This is a genomic window from Corynebacterium sp. HMSC076D02, assembly GCF_001813815.1.
Classification (GTDB): Bacteria; Actinomycetota; Actinomycetes; order Mycobacteriales; family Mycobacteriaceae; genus Corynebacterium; species Corynebacterium simulans.
Genome location: NZ_KV814065.1, coordinates 358,975 through 376,767 on the forward strand (window position 1 = coordinate 358,975; position 17,793 = coordinate 376,767).

Here is a 17,793-nt window from a genome sequence, read left to right on the forward strand (position 1 = left end):
CCATAGTGGAAAGTGTCATAGTTTCTTATATGGAAAACAAACAGACCTCGGATGATGTGCTCGAAGCATTGAACTTCGAAGCGCAGATAAACGAGCGGGCGAGCCGCAAACAAACTTTTCTCTATTTTCTGATTGCGATTTTTGGAGCCGGTTCGATCGTCGCGATGAATCTTCTCCCCAAAGGAGCACCCTCGACAGCTTTTTTGGTGGTCTTTTTGGTTGTAATATGCGCCATTGCGATTGTTGTGGAGCGTAAAAAGAAGACGCGCCCCGCTCTGCGCCAAGATCCCTTTAACCAGCCCAAGGCGGATAAGCGCTATTGGTTGGGCGTGTTCATTATGCTAAGCCCGATTCTTTTCAACCCGTTTATTAAGGGCAATGTCGTTGCGGTGGTCGTTGTGGCCGCGGCCTGGGCGTGCGGAGCTTTTTGGGCACTGCAAAGCGGTGCGCTTGATCTGCAGAAGCGAGCAGTGGGCAATGCCTGAGCTTAACCCCGTTATTCACCCGATTAACCGCTTTAAGATTTGCGCCACGCTCAATGCTTATGGCGCGGCGGATGCCACGATGCGCATGGAGATGCGCTTTTCCTCGCTGCGTGATGAGACGGGGCTTTCCGACGCCACGCTGTCCAAGCAGTTGAATACGCTAGAGGAGGCAGGGTTGGTCAGCCGCTTTAGGGAATATGGTTCCTCGCGGTCGAAGGACACCGTGTGGGTGATGCTGACTGCCGAAGGCCGCGAGGCCTTTGCAAATCATTTGGAGGCTCTGCGCGAGATGGCAGGCGAGGCCGCAACGTAGCGCAGGCAGTAGGCAAAGAGCGCTACTGCGATGAAGGTGAGCCAGACGAAGTCGTCGACCAAGAACTTCTGATAATAGGGCTGGCTGTGAACGTCGATGGAATCGCCGAACCACCACTTCGGCGGGACGGACACAACCATGGCGATCCACGCCGTCATTACCGCGAGGAGAAAGCCCGCAACCCAAGTGTGGTTGCGCCAAGTCCATGCGCGGTAGGTAAAGACCGGGATGATAAGTGCCAGCCAGATCCAGTGGTGTGACCACGAGACGGGGGAAATCAGCAGCATGACGAGGGCGGTGACCAACTGGGCGTCGACAAGCATGTTGCGTTTCAAAAGAGCCAGGATAAGGCGTGCGCCAATCACAACCACCGCGAGGGAGCCGACCAACCAGATGAGGTTGATCAGGGTGCTGTTGTTTTCCATTGCCTCCGTGGAGGTATAAAGGCGCTGGACCACCGCCTTGAGCGAGCTATTGGACTGATAATCCGTGGCCACGCCGAAATCCGCGCCGGAGCCCATGTCGAGCAGCTTAGAGGTGAAAAACTCCTCGAAGGCCTGCCAGCGCACTGCGCCGGCGATGAGGGTGGCCGCGGTTGCTGTGCCGATCGCAACGAAGATCGGCTTCAGTTCTTTGCGCAGCAAGAAATAAAGGAGCATCGCCAGCGGAGTAATCTTGATGGCGGCAGCCAAGCCGATGAGGATGCCCTGCGGCAGAAAACGCTTGCGGGGCACCAGATCGAGGACGACCAATGCCATCACCACGATGTTGACCTGGGCAAAGCCATTGTTGAGGCGAATCGGCTCAAAGGCCAGGGCAGCCGCCCAACACAGCGCAACGACGGGCAGCAACAGGTCTTGACGCTTTAAAATCGCGCGGAATACAAAATAGAGGCAGACCAGAAGCAGCAGGTCTGACAGGACGTTCATGATGTCGCCGGCTAGATCGTGGGTGATCCAGTCGGGCGCAGTAAGCGGTACCATCGCGAGCGCGCCGAAAGGTGGGTAGATAAAAGGCAGCGCAATGTCACCGGCCATCATTGGCTCGGAGTAGAGCGAACGTCCCTCGATGTATGCCTTGACGCCTTCGCGGTAGATCACCATGTCGATGGGGAAATCGGTCATACGCGTGTGCTTGACCATTCCAATGGTTCCGGCAATTAGTCCGAAGAGGGTCAGCGCCCATTTGGCCGCCGATGCAGTCGTAGTATTCGCGGATTTCATCGGAATCAACAATAGGACACTTTCGCCCATGCGCTGCGTAGGACGTGGCGCATGGGCGAAGTTAGTGTGATGATTTGGGCTAATTCACGTGTCCATCGACCACGCGGACCGCGCCGCGGTCGGCCGAGGTGGCCATCGCCGCGTAGGCACGCAGTGCCTTGGTCACGGGGCGATTGCGGGAGACGGGCGTCCAGGGTTTTTCGCGGGACAGCTGCGCTTGGCGACGGCGCTCAATTTCTGCCTCATCAATGTCCAGGGTGAGCTTGCGCGCGTGGATGTCGATGGAAATCTGATCGCCATCTTCGACCAAGCCGATGAGTCCACCGTGTGCGGCCTCCGGGGAGATGTGTCCGATGGAGAGTCCGGAGGTGCCGCCAGAAAAACGACCGTCGGTAATCAGCGCGCATGCCTTGCCGAGACCCGAGCCCTTGAGGAAGGACGTCGGGTGCAGCATCTCCTGCATGCCGGGGCCACCGGAGGGGCCTTCGTAGCGGATGACGATGACATCGCCAGCCTTGATCTCGCGGCGCAGGATGATGGAGACGGCTTCTTCTTGAGACTCCACCACGCGGGCCGGGCCGCTGAACTTCCACAGTTCTTCCTCGACACCCGCTGCCTTGACGATGGCGCCATTCGGAGCGAGGTTGCCGCGCAGGACCACGAGGCCGCCGTCGGAGGAGTAAGCGTGCTCTGCATCATGGATGCAGCCATTGGCTTGGTCGGTATCCAGCGACTCCCAGCGGTTGGATTGGGAGAAAGGTTCGGTGGTGCGCACGCCACCCGGTGCGGCGTAGAAGAGCTCGCGCGCCTTGTCTAGAGCCTTGTCGTTACGGATGTCCCAGTCGTCGAGCCACTGTTCAGCGTTGTCGTAGAGCGCGGTGTGCACCTTCAGGTTGAGGTGGCCAGCGCGACGCAGCTCACCAAGGATGGCGGGGATGCCGCCGGCACGGTGGACGTCCTCGATGTGGTAGGTGCCGTTAGGCGCGACCTTGGACAGGCACGGTACGCGGTAGGAGATCTCGTTGATGTCCTCCAAAGTGAAGTCCACCTCGCCCTCCTGTGCTGCGGCCAAGGTGTGGAGGACGGTGTTGGTGGACCCACCCATCGCCATGTCCAGTGCCATGGCGTTGCTAAAGGCTTCCTTCGTTGCGATGGCGCGCGGCAGCACGGAATCGTCCTCTTCGCCGTAGTAACGGCGACACATGTCGACGATGGTGGTGCCTGCCTTTGTGAAAAGCTCCTTGCGCGCGGTGTGGGTTGCCAGAGTGGTCCCGTTTCCGGGCAGTGCCAGACCTAAAGCTTCGGTAAGGCAATTCATCGAGTTGGCGGTGAACATGCCAGAGCATGAGCCGCACGTCGGGCATGCGGATTCCTCGATGGTGCGTAGGTCGGAGTCTGAAACTGCCTCGGATGCCGAGGCGGTGATGGCGGTGATGAGATCCGTCGGCGCGTGCGCAATGCCGTCGACGACGACTGCTTTGCCTGCCTCCATGGGGCCACCGGAGACGAAGATGGTGGGGATATTGAGGCGAAGCGCGGCATTGAGCATGCCCGGGGTGATTTTGTCGCAATTGGAGATGCATACCAAGGCGTCGGCAGTATGCGCGTTTACCATGTACTCGATGGAATCGGAGATGATCTCGCGCGAAGGCAGGGAGTAGAGCATGCCTCCGTGGCCCATGGCGATGCCGTCATCGACCGCGATGGTGTTGAATTCCTTGGGCACGCCACCAGCGGCGCGGATTGCATCCGCTACGATGTCGCCGACGTTTTTAAGGTGAACGTGTCCGGGCACAAATTGTGTATAGGAGTTTGCGATCGCCACGATGGGTTTGCCGAACTCATGTTCTTGGGTGCCGGTAGCGCGCCAGAGTGCTCTGGCGCCAGAGGCTTGCCTGCCTACGGTTGTAACTTTAGAGCGCAGCGGATACATGGGGAGTGGGTCATCCTTACTTCTTAGTGTGACCAGCGTCTTTCTTGAGCTCCGGGTGCTTTGCTAGATGGCGGGCGTACTCTTCTTTGCTCATCAAGACTTGTTGGCCGTCGCGGTGGACCACCACGACTTTCTCGTCGGCCGCCTCGCGCCCGGCAGTCAGGGCGTCGGGAATGCGGCCACGCGAGGCCTTAGAAAGCTCGGGTAGAGAATTGAAGGTGATGCCGGGAAGGGAGTACTGCTTGCCCGACTTCGTGCGCGCAAAGGCGCGTGCACGCTGGAAGCCGATACCAGAGAACTCTTCCCAAGGGATGGTCTTGGAGCCTTTGAACGCGTAGCTAATGGCGATGCCTTTTTCGCTCACGCGGGTGCGAGACTTGAGAACCCACCAGATTCCGAGGATGGGGATGATGAGCAGCCATCCCAGGTATTTTGGGGCCCAACCGATGCTGAGCAAAGCGATGGCGGAGAGGAAGATAATTCCTAAGATGTGGTCGCGGGCGGGTGTGAATACCTTTGCCTGGGCGTGGGTGGCCTGGGCGTCCGCAGTAGATGCGGAGTCAGCTTTCCGTGGGTGAGATGGCGTCATAGCTGCCTATGCTAATTCACATGGATAGTGCTGTGTAAACCGCCTCACCAGAACAATCCCATTTCATGGGATGCACATCCCAAAAATGGGGGTATTTGCCGCATCCTGAATACCTGTATGTGTATAGTAATTGCCATGATCATTATTCGACTTCAGCTAGTAGTACCGGCGCGGCGTTTGCCGCATCGAGTCGCCGAGCAACTTCTTTAGCGACGTCGAAAAGCAAACGCCCTCGCCAACTACCTACCAGGTAGTTGGAACGGGGGCTTTTGTTATTTCTGGTCAGCTTGTAAGCCTCGTCGCCGCACCCTGGGCGCCGAAAGCTTAAGGACTCCTCGCCACCCATTGGGGAGAAAACGCAAAAGATACCGAGACCTAGTAAAAGGAGCGTTTTGGAAGTGGCTACTACAAAAATGCCGACACCGGCAACGGTAGCCTCTGCAATGCAGGGGAAGCCGGCAACGCTAAGCGGCGCTGAGGCCATTGTTCGGACCCTAGAGGATCTTGGTACTGAGATCGTTTTTGGCATCCCAGGCGGCGCAGTTCTGCCACTCTACGATGCGTTGAACCGTTCTGCGAAGCTGCGGCACGTGCTCACGCGTCATGAACAGGGTGCGGGTCATGCCGCTGAGGGATACGCGCAAGCTTCAGGGAAAGTGGGCGTTATGATCGCAACGTCTGGCCCTGGGGCGACCAACTTGGTGACGCCGCTTGCCGACGCCAACCTTGACTCCGTGCCGGTGGTGGCCATTACGGGGCAGGTGGGCACTGGGCTCCTTGGCACCGACGCCTTTCAGGAAGCGGATATCAGGGGTGTGACGATGCCGATTACCAAGCACAACTTCATCGTCACCGATCCGCAGGAGATCCCCACTGCCATTGTTGCGGCCTTTCATTTGGCGTCCACAGGCCGGCCTGGTCCGGTGCTGGTTGATATCCCTAAGGACGTGCAAAATGCGCGGGTGGCGTACAAGTTTCCGCCGGAAATTGATCTGCCAGGATACAAGCCCAACACCATTCCACACCCGCGGCAGATTGCGCAGGCCGCCCAGCTGATTGCTTCGGCGAAGGCGCCGGTGCTGTACGTCGGCGGTGGCGTAATCAAGGCCAATGCTGCGCAGGAGCTAAGGGAGTTTGCGGAGCTTACGGGTGTCCCCGTGGTTACTACCCTCATGGCCTTGGGAGCATTCCCGTCTACGCACCCGCAATTTTTCGGTATGCCCGGTATGCACGGAACTGTATCTGCGGTTGCCGCCCTGCAACGAGCGGATCTTCTGATAGCGGTCGGTGCGCGCTTTGATGATCGAGTTACGGGAGAAGTGGCAACCTTTGCTCCGCGTGCGCAGGTGATCCACGCTGATATTGATCCAGCCGAAATAGGCAAGATTCGTGCGGCCGAGGTACCCATCGTTGGCGATGCTAAAGAGGTGCTTATCCAGTTGCGGAAGGCTTTCGTTCGGGATGATCAACTAGCCGTGCCCGAGATTGGGGAGTGGATGAGTTATCTGGCGGGGCTGCGCGAGCAGTTCCCGCGCGGCTACGAGCCGACCCCGGATGGGTCGATGAATCCGCAATATGTGATTGGGCAACTCAGCGAGCTTGTTGGACCTGAAGCCATTTACTGCTCGGGAGTCGGTCAGCATCAGATGTGGTCGGCTCAGTTTATTGATTTTGAGCATCCACGTACGTGGCTGAATTCTGGTGGCGCGGGAACGATGGGCTATTCGGTCCCCGCGGCGCTGGGGGCAAAGGCTGCCTGTCCAGATAAAGAAGTGTGGGCAATTGATGGTGATGGATGCTTTCAGATGACCAACCAGGAATTGGTCACTGCCGCCATCGAGGGGCTGCCATTTAAGGTGGCCGTCATAAACAACGGCAACCTGGGTATGGTGCGCCAATGGCAGACCCTTTTCTATGACCGGAACTACTCGCACGCCAAGCTGCGCGAGCCTGACGAGTATCTGCCGGACTTTGTCCAACTGGCCAAGGCTCTTGGATGCGAAGCGATTCGGGTGACCACTCCGGAAGAGGTGGCACCTGCCATACGCAGGGCGCGGGAGATAACTGACCGACCGGTGGTCATCGACTTCATCGTGGGGCACGATGCGCAAGTGTGGCCCATGATTGGCGGTGGCGCTTCCAATGAACAAATTGAATACGCGCGGGGTCTGCGCCCATTGTTTGAGAAAGCTGGGGAAGAAAAGTGAGTCAGGTAGCAACGAATGAAGTTACTCGCCATACCCTGTCGGTATTGGTCCAGGACATTGAGGGAATAGCCTCGCGCGTGACCGGTATGTTCACCAGGCGCGGCTACAGCTTAGTTTCCCTCGTCTCGGCGCGCACCGAAGTGGAGGGGATAAACCGGCTTACCATCGTGGTTGATGCCTGCGACGTCATTATCGAGCAGGTGACCAAGCAGCTGAATAAGATCGTGCCGGTTCTCAAGGTGGTGGAGCTGGAAGAAGAGGCAAGCATCGCCCGCGCGATCATGCTGGTGAAGGTCAATGCTGACAACACGAACCGCCCGCAGGTTGTGGATGCGGTGAATATTTTTAGGGCCCGCATAGTCGACGTCGCGCAAGAGTCGGTTGTCGTCGAGGCAACCGGTACGCCGGGTAAGCTACGAGCATTGCTCGACGTCTTGGAGCCGTTTGGCATCCGGGAACTAGCGCAGTCTGGCCACGTGGCGCTGGGGCGCGGGCCTAAGACTCTGGCCCCCTCCAAATAAGAATCTCACAACACGAACATTCAATCTCACAGTGTGGTACAAGTGGACTTAGGTTCCACACCCACCATTGACACAGTAAGGAATTAAAGAAATGGCAATCGAGACTTTTTACGAAGCCGACGCTGACCTGTCCATTATCCAGAATCGAAAAGTCGCCGTCATTGGTTATGGCTCTCAAGGCCATGCGCACGCGCAGAACCTGCGCGACTCCGGCGTGGAGGTTGCTATCGGCTTGCGCGAGGAGTCTGCATCCCGAGAGCAGGCTGAAGAAGCTGGCTTCCAGGTTATGAGCAACGCTGAGGCTGCGCAGTGGGCCGACATCGTCATGCTGCTTGCTCCGGATACCTCGCAAGCGCAGATTTTTGCCGAGGATATTGCACCCAACCTGGAGCCTGGCAACGCGATCTTCTTCGGCCACGGACTCAATATTCACTTCGGTCTCATCAAGCCGGATGAGTCCATCACGGTCGGCATGGTTGCGCCGAAGGGGCCGGGCCATCTGGTGCGCCGCCAGTTTATCGACGGCAAGGGCGTGCCTTGCTTGATTGCAACGCAGCAGGACCCGCGTGGGGAAGGCCGCGATCTGACGCTTTCCTACGCTGCCGCTATTGGCGGTGCTCGTGCCGGCGTCATTCCAACGACGTTTAAGGCCGAGACCGAAACCGATCTCTTCGGCGAGCAGGCGGTTCTGTGTGGCTCCCTCGAGCAGTTAATTATGTATGGCTTCGAGACGCTGACTGAGGCTGGCTACGAGCCGGAAATGGCTTATTTTGAAGTCCTGCACGAGATCAAGCTCATCGTGGACCTCATTTACGAAGGTGGCCTGAGCGCCATGAATCATTCCATTTCTGATACGGCTGAGTTTGGCGGTTACCTGGCGGGTCCTCGCATCATCGACGCTTCCGTGAAGGCACGCATGAAGGATGTGCTGACTGACATTCAGAACGGCACCTTTGTGCGACGCTTGGTCGCGAACGTTGAAGGCGGCAACAAGGAACTGGAAGATATGCGCGCCAAGGTTGCCCAGCACCCAGTGGAGGAGACCGGTACGAAGCTGCGTGAGCTCATGAGCTGGGTGCAGACGCCGGCGCAGGGCGGGTTCTAGAACGCCATCGGTGTGGCTTTGATGTCTGAATGATTGCGAATATGTGAGATATATTTCTGGACGGGCAATGCCGTGTGAGCGAGGGTACTGTCGAAGTTATGGGTTTTACGACGCCAAGCTACGACCTCAACGACCTCTTCGCACGCATTGACCGCGGCGATATTCAGCTTCCTGACTTTCAGCGCTCATATTCCTGGGACGAGGATCGCATCCGTTCCCTCATCGTTACGGTGTTGCGTGGATATCCCATAGGCGCGCTCATGGCGCTGGATACGCGCAACGAACCCATGCGCTTTAAGCCCCGGGCGCTTGCGGGCGCTCCCGATACCGGCGTCAACCCGGGACTTTTATTGTTGGATGGTCAACAGCGTCTGACCACGCTCTATCATTGCTTCCGCGGCAACGGCTCGGTTGCCACTACCGACTTCCGTTCGAAGAAGGTCACCCGCACCTTCTATATGGACTTGCGCAAGGCCATCTCGCATGAAGTTATGCCGGATGAAGCTGTCTTCGCCGTCGATGAACGCGGTGAGGTTTGCTCCCACTTTGCGCCGGCTATTGAAGGCACCATCGTGGACCGTGAATCTGCGCTAAGTGCTTGCTGCATTCCGGTATCGGCGCTGCTGAGCGAAGAGGGCACCAGCATGCTCTTCGAGCTGGCCGCAGTCGGCGACGGCGTCAATCGCGAGGTTGTCGCGGCCTTTAACAACCGCATCCTGCGTCCGCTTTCTGGCTATAACGTGCCGATGATTCGTCTTTCCCGCGAGACAGCGCAGGCGGGCATTGGCTCAATCTTTGCGCAGGCAAACTCCGCCGGCCTGCAGATGGACGTATTCGATTTGCTCACCGCAGTCTTTGCCTCCGAGGATCCAAAGTTCCATTTGGCGGATGATTGGGCGCTGGTCGAGGCCGATCTGCGCAAGTGCGCGGCGCTTGACGGAATCGGGCGCACCGAGTTTCTTTCTGCGGTCTCGCTATATGTTTCCGGGCAGAAGGGAGCAGCCGGCGGGCAGCGTGAGGATATACTGCAGCTGTCACTGGACGAGTATAAGAATGCCTCGGCAACATTGCGCATCACCTTCCGCGAGGTCGCAGAGTTCTTGGCGGATCGCTGCATCTTGAGCCTGGAGCAGGTGCCTTATAACGAGCAGATCATTCCGTTGGCCGTGATTCTGGCTCGCCTGGCCGGTCGCCGTGGCGTCTTGGCGGATAAGAAGTCCTGGGACCGTTTGAACCGTTGGTTCTGGAGTGGCGTATTTGGTGAGCTTTATGGCTCCTCAGCAGTTATGCTGCGCGCGGCACGCGACGTCGACGAGGTCACCGCCTGGGTTGCTGGCGATACCGAGGAGATGCCGAAGACCGTGAAAGATGCTTCCTTCCGCGAGTCCCGCCTGCTTTCGGTGGGTGAGCACGACGGAGTCTGGCACGGTCTCTATGCGCTGCTCATGGCCCGCGGTGCACGCGATTGGCGCACGGGTACCGAATTTAGCCGCAAGACTTTCGAGGAGCTCAAGCCGGGCTTTTATCCGGTCTTCCCGCTGAACTGGTGCAAGCGCCATGGCATCAGTGACGTTCTTGCCAACTCCGTTTTGAACCGCACGCCGATGGGCAAGCGCACCGAGGTGGTTCTGGATGGCTATGCGCCGGAGCGCTACCTGCCGCGTGTACAGTCCAAGTCGATCATGGAAGATGCCGAGTTCGACGCCGTACTTTCCTCGCACGAGCTCAACATCGACCTTTTCCGTTCGACTAAGGCCGAGCAATTCTTCGTGGATCGACGTGAACGCTTCGTCGGCATCGTTGAATATGCGCTCGACAAGGAGGTAATCCGCGACGTTGATGAAGCCAACCTCTCTGGCGGTGAGGAAGGCCCGCGAGCTTTTGGGCGTTAAGAAGGTTCTCGCGGCGTCGTTAACCGCGCTTATGCTTCCCACGCTTTATGCATGCTCTGACATAGGGCGTGGGGAAAAGCTCGTCACGCCTGCGTTGGCGGAGATGTCAGAAGAAGACATCGATTTGATGCGTGCACATGCGGAGAATACGAACCAGCTTATTGACCCGAAATTCGTCGATAAAGTGACGGTGGTTCAGGACGAATGGGGTATTGAATCAGCGCGGCTTTTCTTTAATAAGTCGCATACCTTGTTCGTGGCGGAAAATTCCGACGCGGCAAAACTGCGCGCGGCATCAATTGCTATCGCGCAACGTGCGCCGATGGTGGTCTACGACGATTCCAACCGCAGCGAGATTCTGCGCTTGGTCGACGACATCGGTGCGGGCCTCGTGGTGACTGTGGGAGATGTTCCCTTCGCCGATACTTTCCATCCGGGCCATGAGCACGAACATCAATTTGTCCATGACCCGGGAAACACTAAGGCGCTGGGAGAATACACGGCCTATTCATTTACCTCGAAGGTGATCGCGAATCCTGCACGCATGGTCGAGGAAGTAGCGAGACTGGATGCAAACGACCGCTTCGAGCTGAAGGCAGCATGGCAGCCGCTGCCGCAGGAGATAACCCACGAGAAGATGCCGGCTATTCCTGGCCAGACCCGCAGGGACGGGCAGATGGCGCCGAACATCGTTGCCACGGCGCAGACTCCGCTGGTCAATGTTGCCAACGCCAACGCATATGGCGGCACCATTCTGATGATGCCGGACCCGGATCCCACGGCAACCAAGGTGGGCGCGGCCATGGTTATCGGTCTCGAAAACGGGCCAGTAGTGGCCCTCGGCCCCGAATTCGGTCAACCGAAAGAATTTAGCGAAAAAATCGCTCAAGGCTGGCAGGGATAAACTACACTTCCTTGCAACGTATGCACGGTTCATGCGTTTGCCCAATACAACCTAACTAAGGAAGTCATGTCGAAGCCGGTCGTATTAATCGCCGATAAGCTTGCCCAGTCCACCGTTGCAGCATTGGGAGATGGGGTGGAAGTCCGCTGGGTCGATGGGCCAAACCGCGCCGAGCTGCTCGCTGCGGTGCCGGAAGCGGATGCCTTGCTCGTGCGTTCCGCCACGCAAGTCGACGCCGAGGTGCTCGCCGCAGCTCGGCGCCTCAAGATTGTCGGGCGTGCGGGCGTGGGGCTCGACAACGTTGATATCCCTGCTGCCACCGAGCGTGGCGTCATGGTGGTCAACGCGCCAACCAGCAATATTCACAGTGCCTGCGAACAGGCGATTGCCCTGCTGCTTGCTACCGCCCGGCAAATTCCTGCAGCCGATAAGTCCTTGCGCGACGGCGAATGGAAGCGCTCCTCGTTCAAGGGCGTGGAAATCTACGGCAAGACCGTCGGAATCGTTGGCTTTGGCCACATTGGCCAACTGTTTGCCCAGCGCTTGAAGGCCTTTGAAACCACCATCATCGCCCATGATCCTTATGCCAATCCAGCGCGTGCTGCCGCTCTGGGAGTCGAGCTCGTGGAGCTTGAGGAGCTTATGCGCCGCGCTGACTTCGTAACCATTCACCTGCCTAAGACGAGAGAGACCGCGGGGATGTTCGACGGGGAGCTGCTTGCTAAGGCGAAGGAGGGCCAAATCCTTATCAACGCCGCACGCGGCGGCTTGGTAGATGAAAGTGCGCTGGCGGAATCCATTAAGGCGGGCAGGCATAGGGGAGCAGGATTCGATGTATTCGAAACCGAGCCGTGCACTGATTCGCCATTATTTCAGCTGCCGCAGGTGACCGCTTCGCCGCACCTAGGCGCCTCGACGGTGGAAGCGCAAGACCGGGCGGGCACGGATGTGGCGGCCTCTGTTCTAAAGGCGCTCTCCGGCGAATTCGTTGCCGATGCAGTTAACGTGTCTGCGGGACACGTGGGCGAGGAAGTGGCCGGTTGGCTGGATCTCGCACGAAAGCTGGGGCTTGCCGCAGGAAAGTTGCTGGGCCAGGCACCGGTTGCCATCGAGGTAGAGGCGCGCGGCGAACTCGCTAACGAGGACGTCTCGGCGCTGGGCCTTTCGGCTGTGCGCGGCTTGTTCAGTGGCGTCGTCGACGAGCCTGTGACCTTTGTTAACGCCATGCAGATTGCACATGCGCGCGGTGTCGACGTGGACGTGCGGACCCAGGCTGAATCGAAGGGGCAGCGTTCCTCACTCGTGGTGATGGTGATTGGCGCGGATGGCTCGACCTCCCAGCTGACTGGCGCCATCACGGGCATCGACGGCGTGGAGAAGATCATCCGCATCAATGCTCGTGGCGTCGACATGCGGGCAACGGGCCGCAACCTCTTCTTTAGCTACGATGACGCCCCCGGTGCGCTCGGCACGGTGGGCACCAAGCTGGGGGCCGCCGGGATCAACATCGTGGCGGCTGCACTGACGCAGGGCAAGACGCCAAGCGACGCCGTTCTCATTCTTCGCGTCGAGCAAGAGGTGCCAGACGAGATGGTTGATGACATTAAGGCGGCTCTCGGTGCGGAGTGCGTGCAGCTGGATCTCGACGCTTAAAGAGGGAGGCGGAAATTCGAGAAATAGCGTTGAAGGGTCTGCTAACCTGATTCCCATATCCATTATGTGAGAAAGGAATCCCGCATCATGAAACTGGCGGTTATTGGTGGAGACGGCATCGGGCCTGAGGTTACTGCGGAAGCGCTCAAGGTATTGCGTGCCGTGCGTGACGATATCGCGGTGACTGAATTTGACCTCGGTAGCCGCCGTTACCTGCGCAATGGCGAGCTTCTCACTGCTGCCGACCTTGAGTCGCTGCGTGAGCATGATGCGATTTTGCTCGGTGCCATCGGCGCGCCCGATAAGGTTGCGCCCGGCATCTTGGAGCGGGGCCTGCTGTTAAAGCTGCGCTTCGAGCTTGACCATCACGTCAATCTGCGCCCTGCCAAGCTCCATCCCACGGCAACCTCGCCTTTGGCAAACCCGGGAGAGATTGACTTCGTGGTGGTCCGCGAGGGTACCGAAGGTCTCTATTGCGGCAACGGTGGAACTTTGCGGGAAGGCACCAAATATGAGGTGGCTTCGGAGGTTTCCCAAAACACCCGCTTTGGTGTCGAGCGCGTTGTGCGTGACGCATTCGAGCGGGCGGCGAGCCGCCGTAAGCATTTGACTCTGGTGCACAAGACCAACGTCTTGGTCAACGCGGGTGGGCTGTGGCAGCGCACCGTCGACGAGTTATCCGCGGAGTATCCCGACGTAACCGTGGATTATCAACACATCGATGCTGCGACCATTTTTATGGTGACGGATCCTTCGCGCTATGACGTCATTGTTACCGATAACCTCTTCGGCGATATCCTTACGGATTTGGCCGGTGCCATCACGGGCGGTATCGGGCTCGCAGCCTCTGGAAACATCGACGCCTCAGGCGTGAATCCTTCCATGTTTGAACCGGTGCATGGCTCGGCGCCGGACATTGCGGGTAAGGGGATCGCCGACCCGACTGCGGCCATTTTGTCGGCGGCGATGCTCCTGCGGCATCTCGGAGACGATGCAAATGCGGTGCGGATTGAAGCCGCTGTGGAAGGCGACGTCGCCAAGCGGGGCAATGAAACGATCCATACCGCAGAAGTCGGCGACAGGATTGCGGCCGCGCTAGCCTAAGCTCGGGTGTGAAAAGAATTTACATGCACCCTTAGCTAACGAGTGAAGAACGCAAATTGGTAGCATGGCCGTTATGCGTTTAGGACGAATAGCTCACCCAGAAGGAATCTGCTTTGCCATCATTGACGGGCCGAAGGATGCCCCACTCGAGGAACTAACGGCAAAGGAGATTGCCGGTACTCCGTTTACCACTCCAGAACCGACTGGCCGCGAGTGGAAGCTGAGCGAAGTTCGCCTGCTAGCTCCGACCCTGCCAACCAAGGTTGTAGCGCTTGGCCGAAATTATGCAGACCATGTTGCGGAGGTCTTCAACGAGTCCGCCGAGCACCTCCCGCCGACAATTTTTATCAAGCCTTCCACCGCAGTCGTCGGCCCGAACGTGCCAATCAAGATCCCAGACTTTGCCACCAAGGTGGAGTTCGAGGGTGAGCTGGCCGTTGTGATTTCCAAGGTTTCGAAGAATATCAAGGCTGAGAACTGGAAGGATCACGTTTTGGGTTACGTCATCTGCAATGACGTCTCTTCCCGTGATCTGCAGTTCAAGGATGGTCAATGGGCGCGTGCGAAGGGCATCGATACCTTCTGCCCGCTGGGTCCATGGATTGAAACTGACTTGGACTCATTGAATCTGGATGATCAGAAGATCAATGCTTACCTGACTCACGATGGTAAGCGCGAGCAGAAGCAGGACTCCAACACTGACCAGATGATTGTGAAGATGGGCGGAATTCTCGAGGAAATTTCCGCCTCCTATACTTTGCTGCCTGGTGATGTCATCACAACCGGATCTCCGGCAGGTACCGCGCCGATGTTCCCTGGCGATACGATTGAAATCGAGATTCCGGGACTTGGCACGCTTAAGAACCCGATTGAAAAGGCTTAAAGCTAAAAGTCTTCGTTGCCTACTCGCGAGGAATTCGAGGAGCGTTACTCACAACGCGGACGTGGTTTTAAAGGCCCAACGCCCGCAGAATGGTGCGTAGCTTTGCGGTGGTCTCAGCCAGTTCCTCCTGCGAATTAGAGGACTCGACAATTCCGCCGCCGGCCCAGGCGCGGGCGCTAAGGCCGTTGCCGGCTACTTCGGCGCAACGGATGGCGACCATGTATTCGCCATCGCCGTTGTTGTCGCACCACCCTACGGTGCCCGCGTAGAAGCCGCGATCGGTTTCTGTGGTTTCGATGAGTGCCTGGGCGGCCTCGGTGGGCGTGCCACAGATTGCCGGGGTGGGGTGAACCAGCATGGCAAGCTCCAGTGCGGTCAGCTCGGGTTCCTTCAAGGTGCCGGCGATAGGCGTGCCCAAGTGCCACATCTCATTGGTGTTGATCAGTTCCGGGGTGCTCGGTGCATCGAGAGTGGTGCACAGCGGACTGAGGATGCGGCGCAGGTGATCGACCACAAAGGAGTGTTCGTGGAGATCTTTTGCTGAACGTAGCAGGTCCTGTCCCGCAAGATGGTCGCGGGCTTTGTCAGCTTGGCGTGGCGCAGAGCCTGCTAGCGGGAAAGCGGTGACAGTCGAGCCCTGCTTCTTGACTAGCACCTCGGGGGAGGCACCGACCAGCATTGCGCCGTGGCGGCCCGCCGGGGTGAGATCGGCGATGAAGCCGTCATGGTTCGTGGAGAGATCAATAAGGCGCGCAGCTACCAAACGTGGGTCTACGGCTTCAGTGAATTCGATATCGACGGCCCGCGCTAAAACCACCTTGTCAAGCTTGGAAGTTTGAATTGTAGCGATTGCGGCGTCGACGCGGCGCAGGTGCTCCTCGGGTTCCGGGTCGAATCCAGTAACTCGTGCGTTGAGTTTTCCTTGGCGGTAATAGGCTGGCGGCTCGAGCGGGCCGTCCTCGCGAATAATAGATTTCGGCTCGGTGAGTGCGGCTGGCTCGTCTGTGTTGAATGGCAGCGCGCCCACAATCATTTCTGCAGACTTATCGCGGAGTGCGCCTATTGCTTTCTCGACGTCGGTAAAGGTGCGTTGAGAACCCTGTGTGCGTACCGATCCCGTGGCTCGGGAGAGCAAAAAGTCAGGTGCGGTGGCTGGTCTGTTCTCGTGCATGAGAATCAAGCATACTTCCTTGGAGAAATTTGACAGAATCCCGTGTGTTGAATGAGGTCTGTGTGAAAAGGGTGATTACTGTGTCAACAGCGATCTTTTCCCTACCAAAGGAGTCCAGGTGCTTAGCCCTCAAAACTGGATGAATAAGCTTAAACGCTCAGCGGTATCCCTCGCCGCCGCGGCCATCGTCGTCAGTACGCCTGGTTTCGCTGCCGCTCAGGAAGCGCCTGCTCCGGCACCAGCTCCCGCGCCCGTTCCGGCCCCTGCGCCAGCCCCGGTATCAGCACCTGCACCTGCACCTGCTCCTACGGCTGATGGCTCTCATCTGATTCCTGAAGGCGTTAAGGAATCGACCCCGGCGGTATCGCCTGAGCCGGCAACTCAGCCGCAGCTGCCGCCAGAAAATGTCAATCCTGCCGCACCAGCCGAGCCGGTAGTCCCAGCGGACCCGACCGTGAACCCAATTCAGCCGATTCCAAACGGCCAGATGCGTTCTATCAACATGGAGCACGAGGGCAAGACTCGCCGCTACCTGCTGCGGATTCCGAACAACTACAACCCAGACGTGGCAGCACCGGTACTCTACGGCTTCGGCGGTTGGGAGGATTCCCCAGAGAACTTCTCCGGCTACAACCGCATGGGAAATACTGGCGCCACTAAGGAAGCGATCATCGTTTACCCTGAGGGCTTCGAGCGCGCTTGGGAGGCTGCGCCGTATGCAAAGACTCACGACGGCGAGGATATTCGCTTCATTCAGCGCATCTTGGACGACGTCGACAAGGATTACCGCGTTGACCGCTCCCGCGTTTATGCGATGGGAATGTCCAATGGCGGCGGCTTTACCTCTGTTCTGGGCTGCCACGCGCAGGAGACCTTCGCTGCTGTGGCAACAGTCTCCGGCGCTTTCTACAATCCAGTCGAGCAGAACTGCGTTGACGCCCCGATGCACACCCTCATCATGCACGGAGTGAATGACCGCATAATGCAGTACGAGGGCGGCACCCGTCACGAGGCCGGCTACCTACCGGTTCGTGAGGTTCTCGGCGGTTACCTCAAACGCAACCGTTGTGACATGACTTTCCAGGCTGAGCAGAACGGCCCAATGGCTGAGCGCCTGCGCTTTAACAACTGCCTGAAGAACGTTGAGCTCCTCAAGGTCAAGGGCGACCACACCTGGTGGTACGAGCCGGACACTTCTAACGAGGTGTGGAACTTCCTTTCTGATAAGCGCAAGTAACTAAAGGATCTGCTGGGTTTGGCCTAGTTCCTGTGCCTGATTGCGCTTTGGCTTTCGGAAGAACTGAGCCCAAATAAACAAACCGGTGCCCAAAAGCAATGCGAATGCACCGATACCGGAGAGAACGCCGGCCCAGAAGTTGAGCATCGGGACGCCATAGCTTAATTCTTGTGCATCCGTTTCTACATAGCCTTGTTCGTCTTCGGCGGCAAGGCTATTTCCATGTCCGGGGCGGTGTGCGCTTGCCGACGCCTTCTTCTTTTTCTCTGTTTCCTTTTGTTCGGACTTCGATGGTGCTGACTTGGTTCCTGTGTTAGTGGGTCCTGCCGTATTAGCCGAGCGGACTGCTGGCTTGCTGCCCATAACCGTGCCGCCTGGCGTCGATTGTGGCTGTGGGTTAGCAGCCTTCTTTTCGGTTTGGGCCTTGGTGGTGTCCTTGGCCTTGGACTTGTCCTTGTTCTTGTCCTTGACCTTGTCTTTGTCTTTTTGCTCGGTCTTGTTCTTGCTTTCGTTCTTGCTCTTGTCAGACTTGGCTTTAGGCGCCTCCGTGGCAACCATCTTGTCGGCCTCGTC

The 17,793-nt window shown here is 58.1% G+C and carries 16 protein-coding genes; 11 read left to right on the forward strand and 5 right to left on the reverse strand.

The window, feature by feature from the left end; all coding sequences use genetic code 11:
- The first annotated feature begins 29 nt into the window (after positions 1-29).
- Positions 30-485, forward strand: a complete 456-nt coding sequence (locus HMPREF2935_RS09560) for a hypothetical protein (protein WP_062035225.1) — start codon at positions 30-32, stop codon at positions 483-485.
- The gene (locus tag HMPREF2935_RS09565; protein ID WP_062035223.1) at positions 478-798 is read left to right on the forward strand and encodes a transcriptional regulator; all 321 of its coding nucleotides are present in this window, start codon (positions 478-480) and stop codon (positions 796-798) included. The genes HMPREF2935_RS09560 and HMPREF2935_RS09565 overlap by 8 nt, the downstream gene beginning before the upstream one ends.
- On the opposite strand, the gene HMPREF2935_RS09570 is transcribed toward HMPREF2935_RS09565, so the two are convergent.
- The 3 genes from HMPREF2935_RS09570 to HMPREF2935_RS09580 form a co-directional block, all read right to left on the reverse strand.
- The gene (locus HMPREF2935_RS09570; RefSeq protein ID WP_062035221.1) at positions 753-2,021 is read right to left on the reverse strand and encodes a glycosyltransferase family 87 protein; all 1,269 of its coding nucleotides are present in this window, start codon (positions 2,019-2,021) and stop codon (positions 753-755) included. The two genes, HMPREF2935_RS09565 and HMPREF2935_RS09570, sit on opposite strands and share 46 nt — an antisense overlap.
- Positions 2,022-2,100: 79 nt before the next feature.
- Entirely contained in the window at positions 2,101-3,954 is a 1,854-nt protein-coding gene (ilvD, locus tag HMPREF2935_RS09575) for a dihydroxy-acid dehydratase (RefSeq protein ID WP_070732943.1), read from the reverse strand.
- A gap of 16 nt (positions 3,955-3,970) precedes the next feature.
- Positions 3,971-4,543 (reverse strand): PH domain-containing protein, encoded by a 573-nt coding sequence (locus HMPREF2935_RS09580; protein ID WP_062041035.1) that lies wholly within the window; start codon positions 4,541-4,543, stop codon positions 3,971-3,973.
- Positions 4,544-4,956: 413 nt separating this feature from the next.
- Between HMPREF2935_RS09580 and HMPREF2935_RS09585 the strand changes: the two genes are divergently transcribed.
- From HMPREF2935_RS09585 to HMPREF2935_RS09620, 8 genes are all read left to right on the forward strand, one after another.
- Positions 4,957-6,750, forward strand: coding sequence for an acetolactate synthase large subunit (locus tag HMPREF2935_RS09585; protein WP_070732945.1), 1,794 nt, complete (start codon positions 4,957-4,959; stop codon positions 6,748-6,750).
- Positions 6,747-7,271, forward strand: coding sequence for an acetolactate synthase small subunit (ilvN, locus tag HMPREF2935_RS09590; protein WP_070732947.1), 525 nt, complete (start codon positions 6,747-6,749; stop codon positions 7,269-7,271). Before HMPREF2935_RS09585 ends, ilvN begins: the two co-directional genes overlap by 4 nt.
- A gap of 91 nt (positions 7,272-7,362) precedes the next feature.
- Positions 7,363-8,376: a ketol-acid reductoisomerase gene (gene ilvC, locus HMPREF2935_RS09595; RefSeq protein ID WP_062041026.1), complete on the forward strand. Its 1,014-nt coding sequence runs from the start codon at positions 7,363-7,365 to the stop codon at positions 8,374-8,376.
- Between the two features lie 98 nt (positions 8,377-8,474).
- On the forward strand, positions 8,475-10,268 hold the full coding sequence (locus tag HMPREF2935_RS09600) for a GmrSD restriction endonuclease domain-containing protein (protein WP_062041023.1): 1,794 nt from the start codon (positions 8,475-8,477) through the stop codon (positions 10,266-10,268).
- Positions 10,216-11,172, forward strand: a complete 957-nt coding sequence (locus HMPREF2935_RS09605; RefSeq protein ID WP_061922132.1) for a hypothetical protein — start codon at positions 10,216-10,218, stop codon at positions 11,170-11,172. The genes HMPREF2935_RS09600 and HMPREF2935_RS09605 overlap by 53 nt, the downstream gene beginning before the upstream one ends.
- A 66-nt stretch (positions 11,173-11,238) precedes the next feature.
- On the forward strand, positions 11,239-12,825 hold the full coding sequence (serA, locus tag HMPREF2935_RS09610; RefSeq protein WP_070732949.1) for a phosphoglycerate dehydrogenase: 1,587 nt from the start codon (positions 11,239-11,241) through the stop codon (positions 12,823-12,825).
- Between the two features lie 87 nt (positions 12,826-12,912).
- On the forward strand, positions 12,913-13,929 hold the full coding sequence (locus tag HMPREF2935_RS09615; protein ID WP_070732951.1) for a 3-isopropylmalate dehydrogenase: 1,017 nt from the start codon (positions 12,913-12,915) through the stop codon (positions 13,927-13,929).
- 73 nt (positions 13,930-14,002) lie between these two features.
- A complete protein-coding gene (locus tag HMPREF2935_RS09620; protein ID WP_201040690.1) occupies positions 14,003-14,812 on the forward strand; it encodes a fumarylacetoacetate hydrolase family protein in 810 nt (269 codons plus the stop codon).
- A 67-nt stretch (positions 14,813-14,879) separates the two neighbouring features.
- Here HMPREF2935_RS09620 and HMPREF2935_RS09625 read toward each other — a convergent pair whose 3' ends face one another.
- Positions 14,880-15,983 (reverse strand): isochorismate synthase, encoded by a 1,104-nt coding sequence (locus tag HMPREF2935_RS09625; protein ID WP_070732953.1) that lies wholly within the window; start codon positions 15,981-15,983, stop codon positions 14,880-14,882.
- A gap of 118 nt (positions 15,984-16,101) precedes the next feature.
- Here HMPREF2935_RS09625 and HMPREF2935_RS09630 point away from each other — a divergent pair, with 118 nt between their 5' ends.
- Positions 16,102-17,220, forward strand: coding sequence for a CE1 family esterase (locus HMPREF2935_RS09630; protein ID WP_246817817.1), 1,119 nt, complete (start codon positions 16,102-16,104; stop codon positions 17,218-17,220).
- Here HMPREF2935_RS09630 and HMPREF2935_RS13260 read toward each other — a convergent pair.
- On the reverse strand, positions 17,221-17,793 hold a 573-nt coding region (locus HMPREF2935_RS13260), incomplete at its 5' end, for a hypothetical protein (protein WP_210400744.1).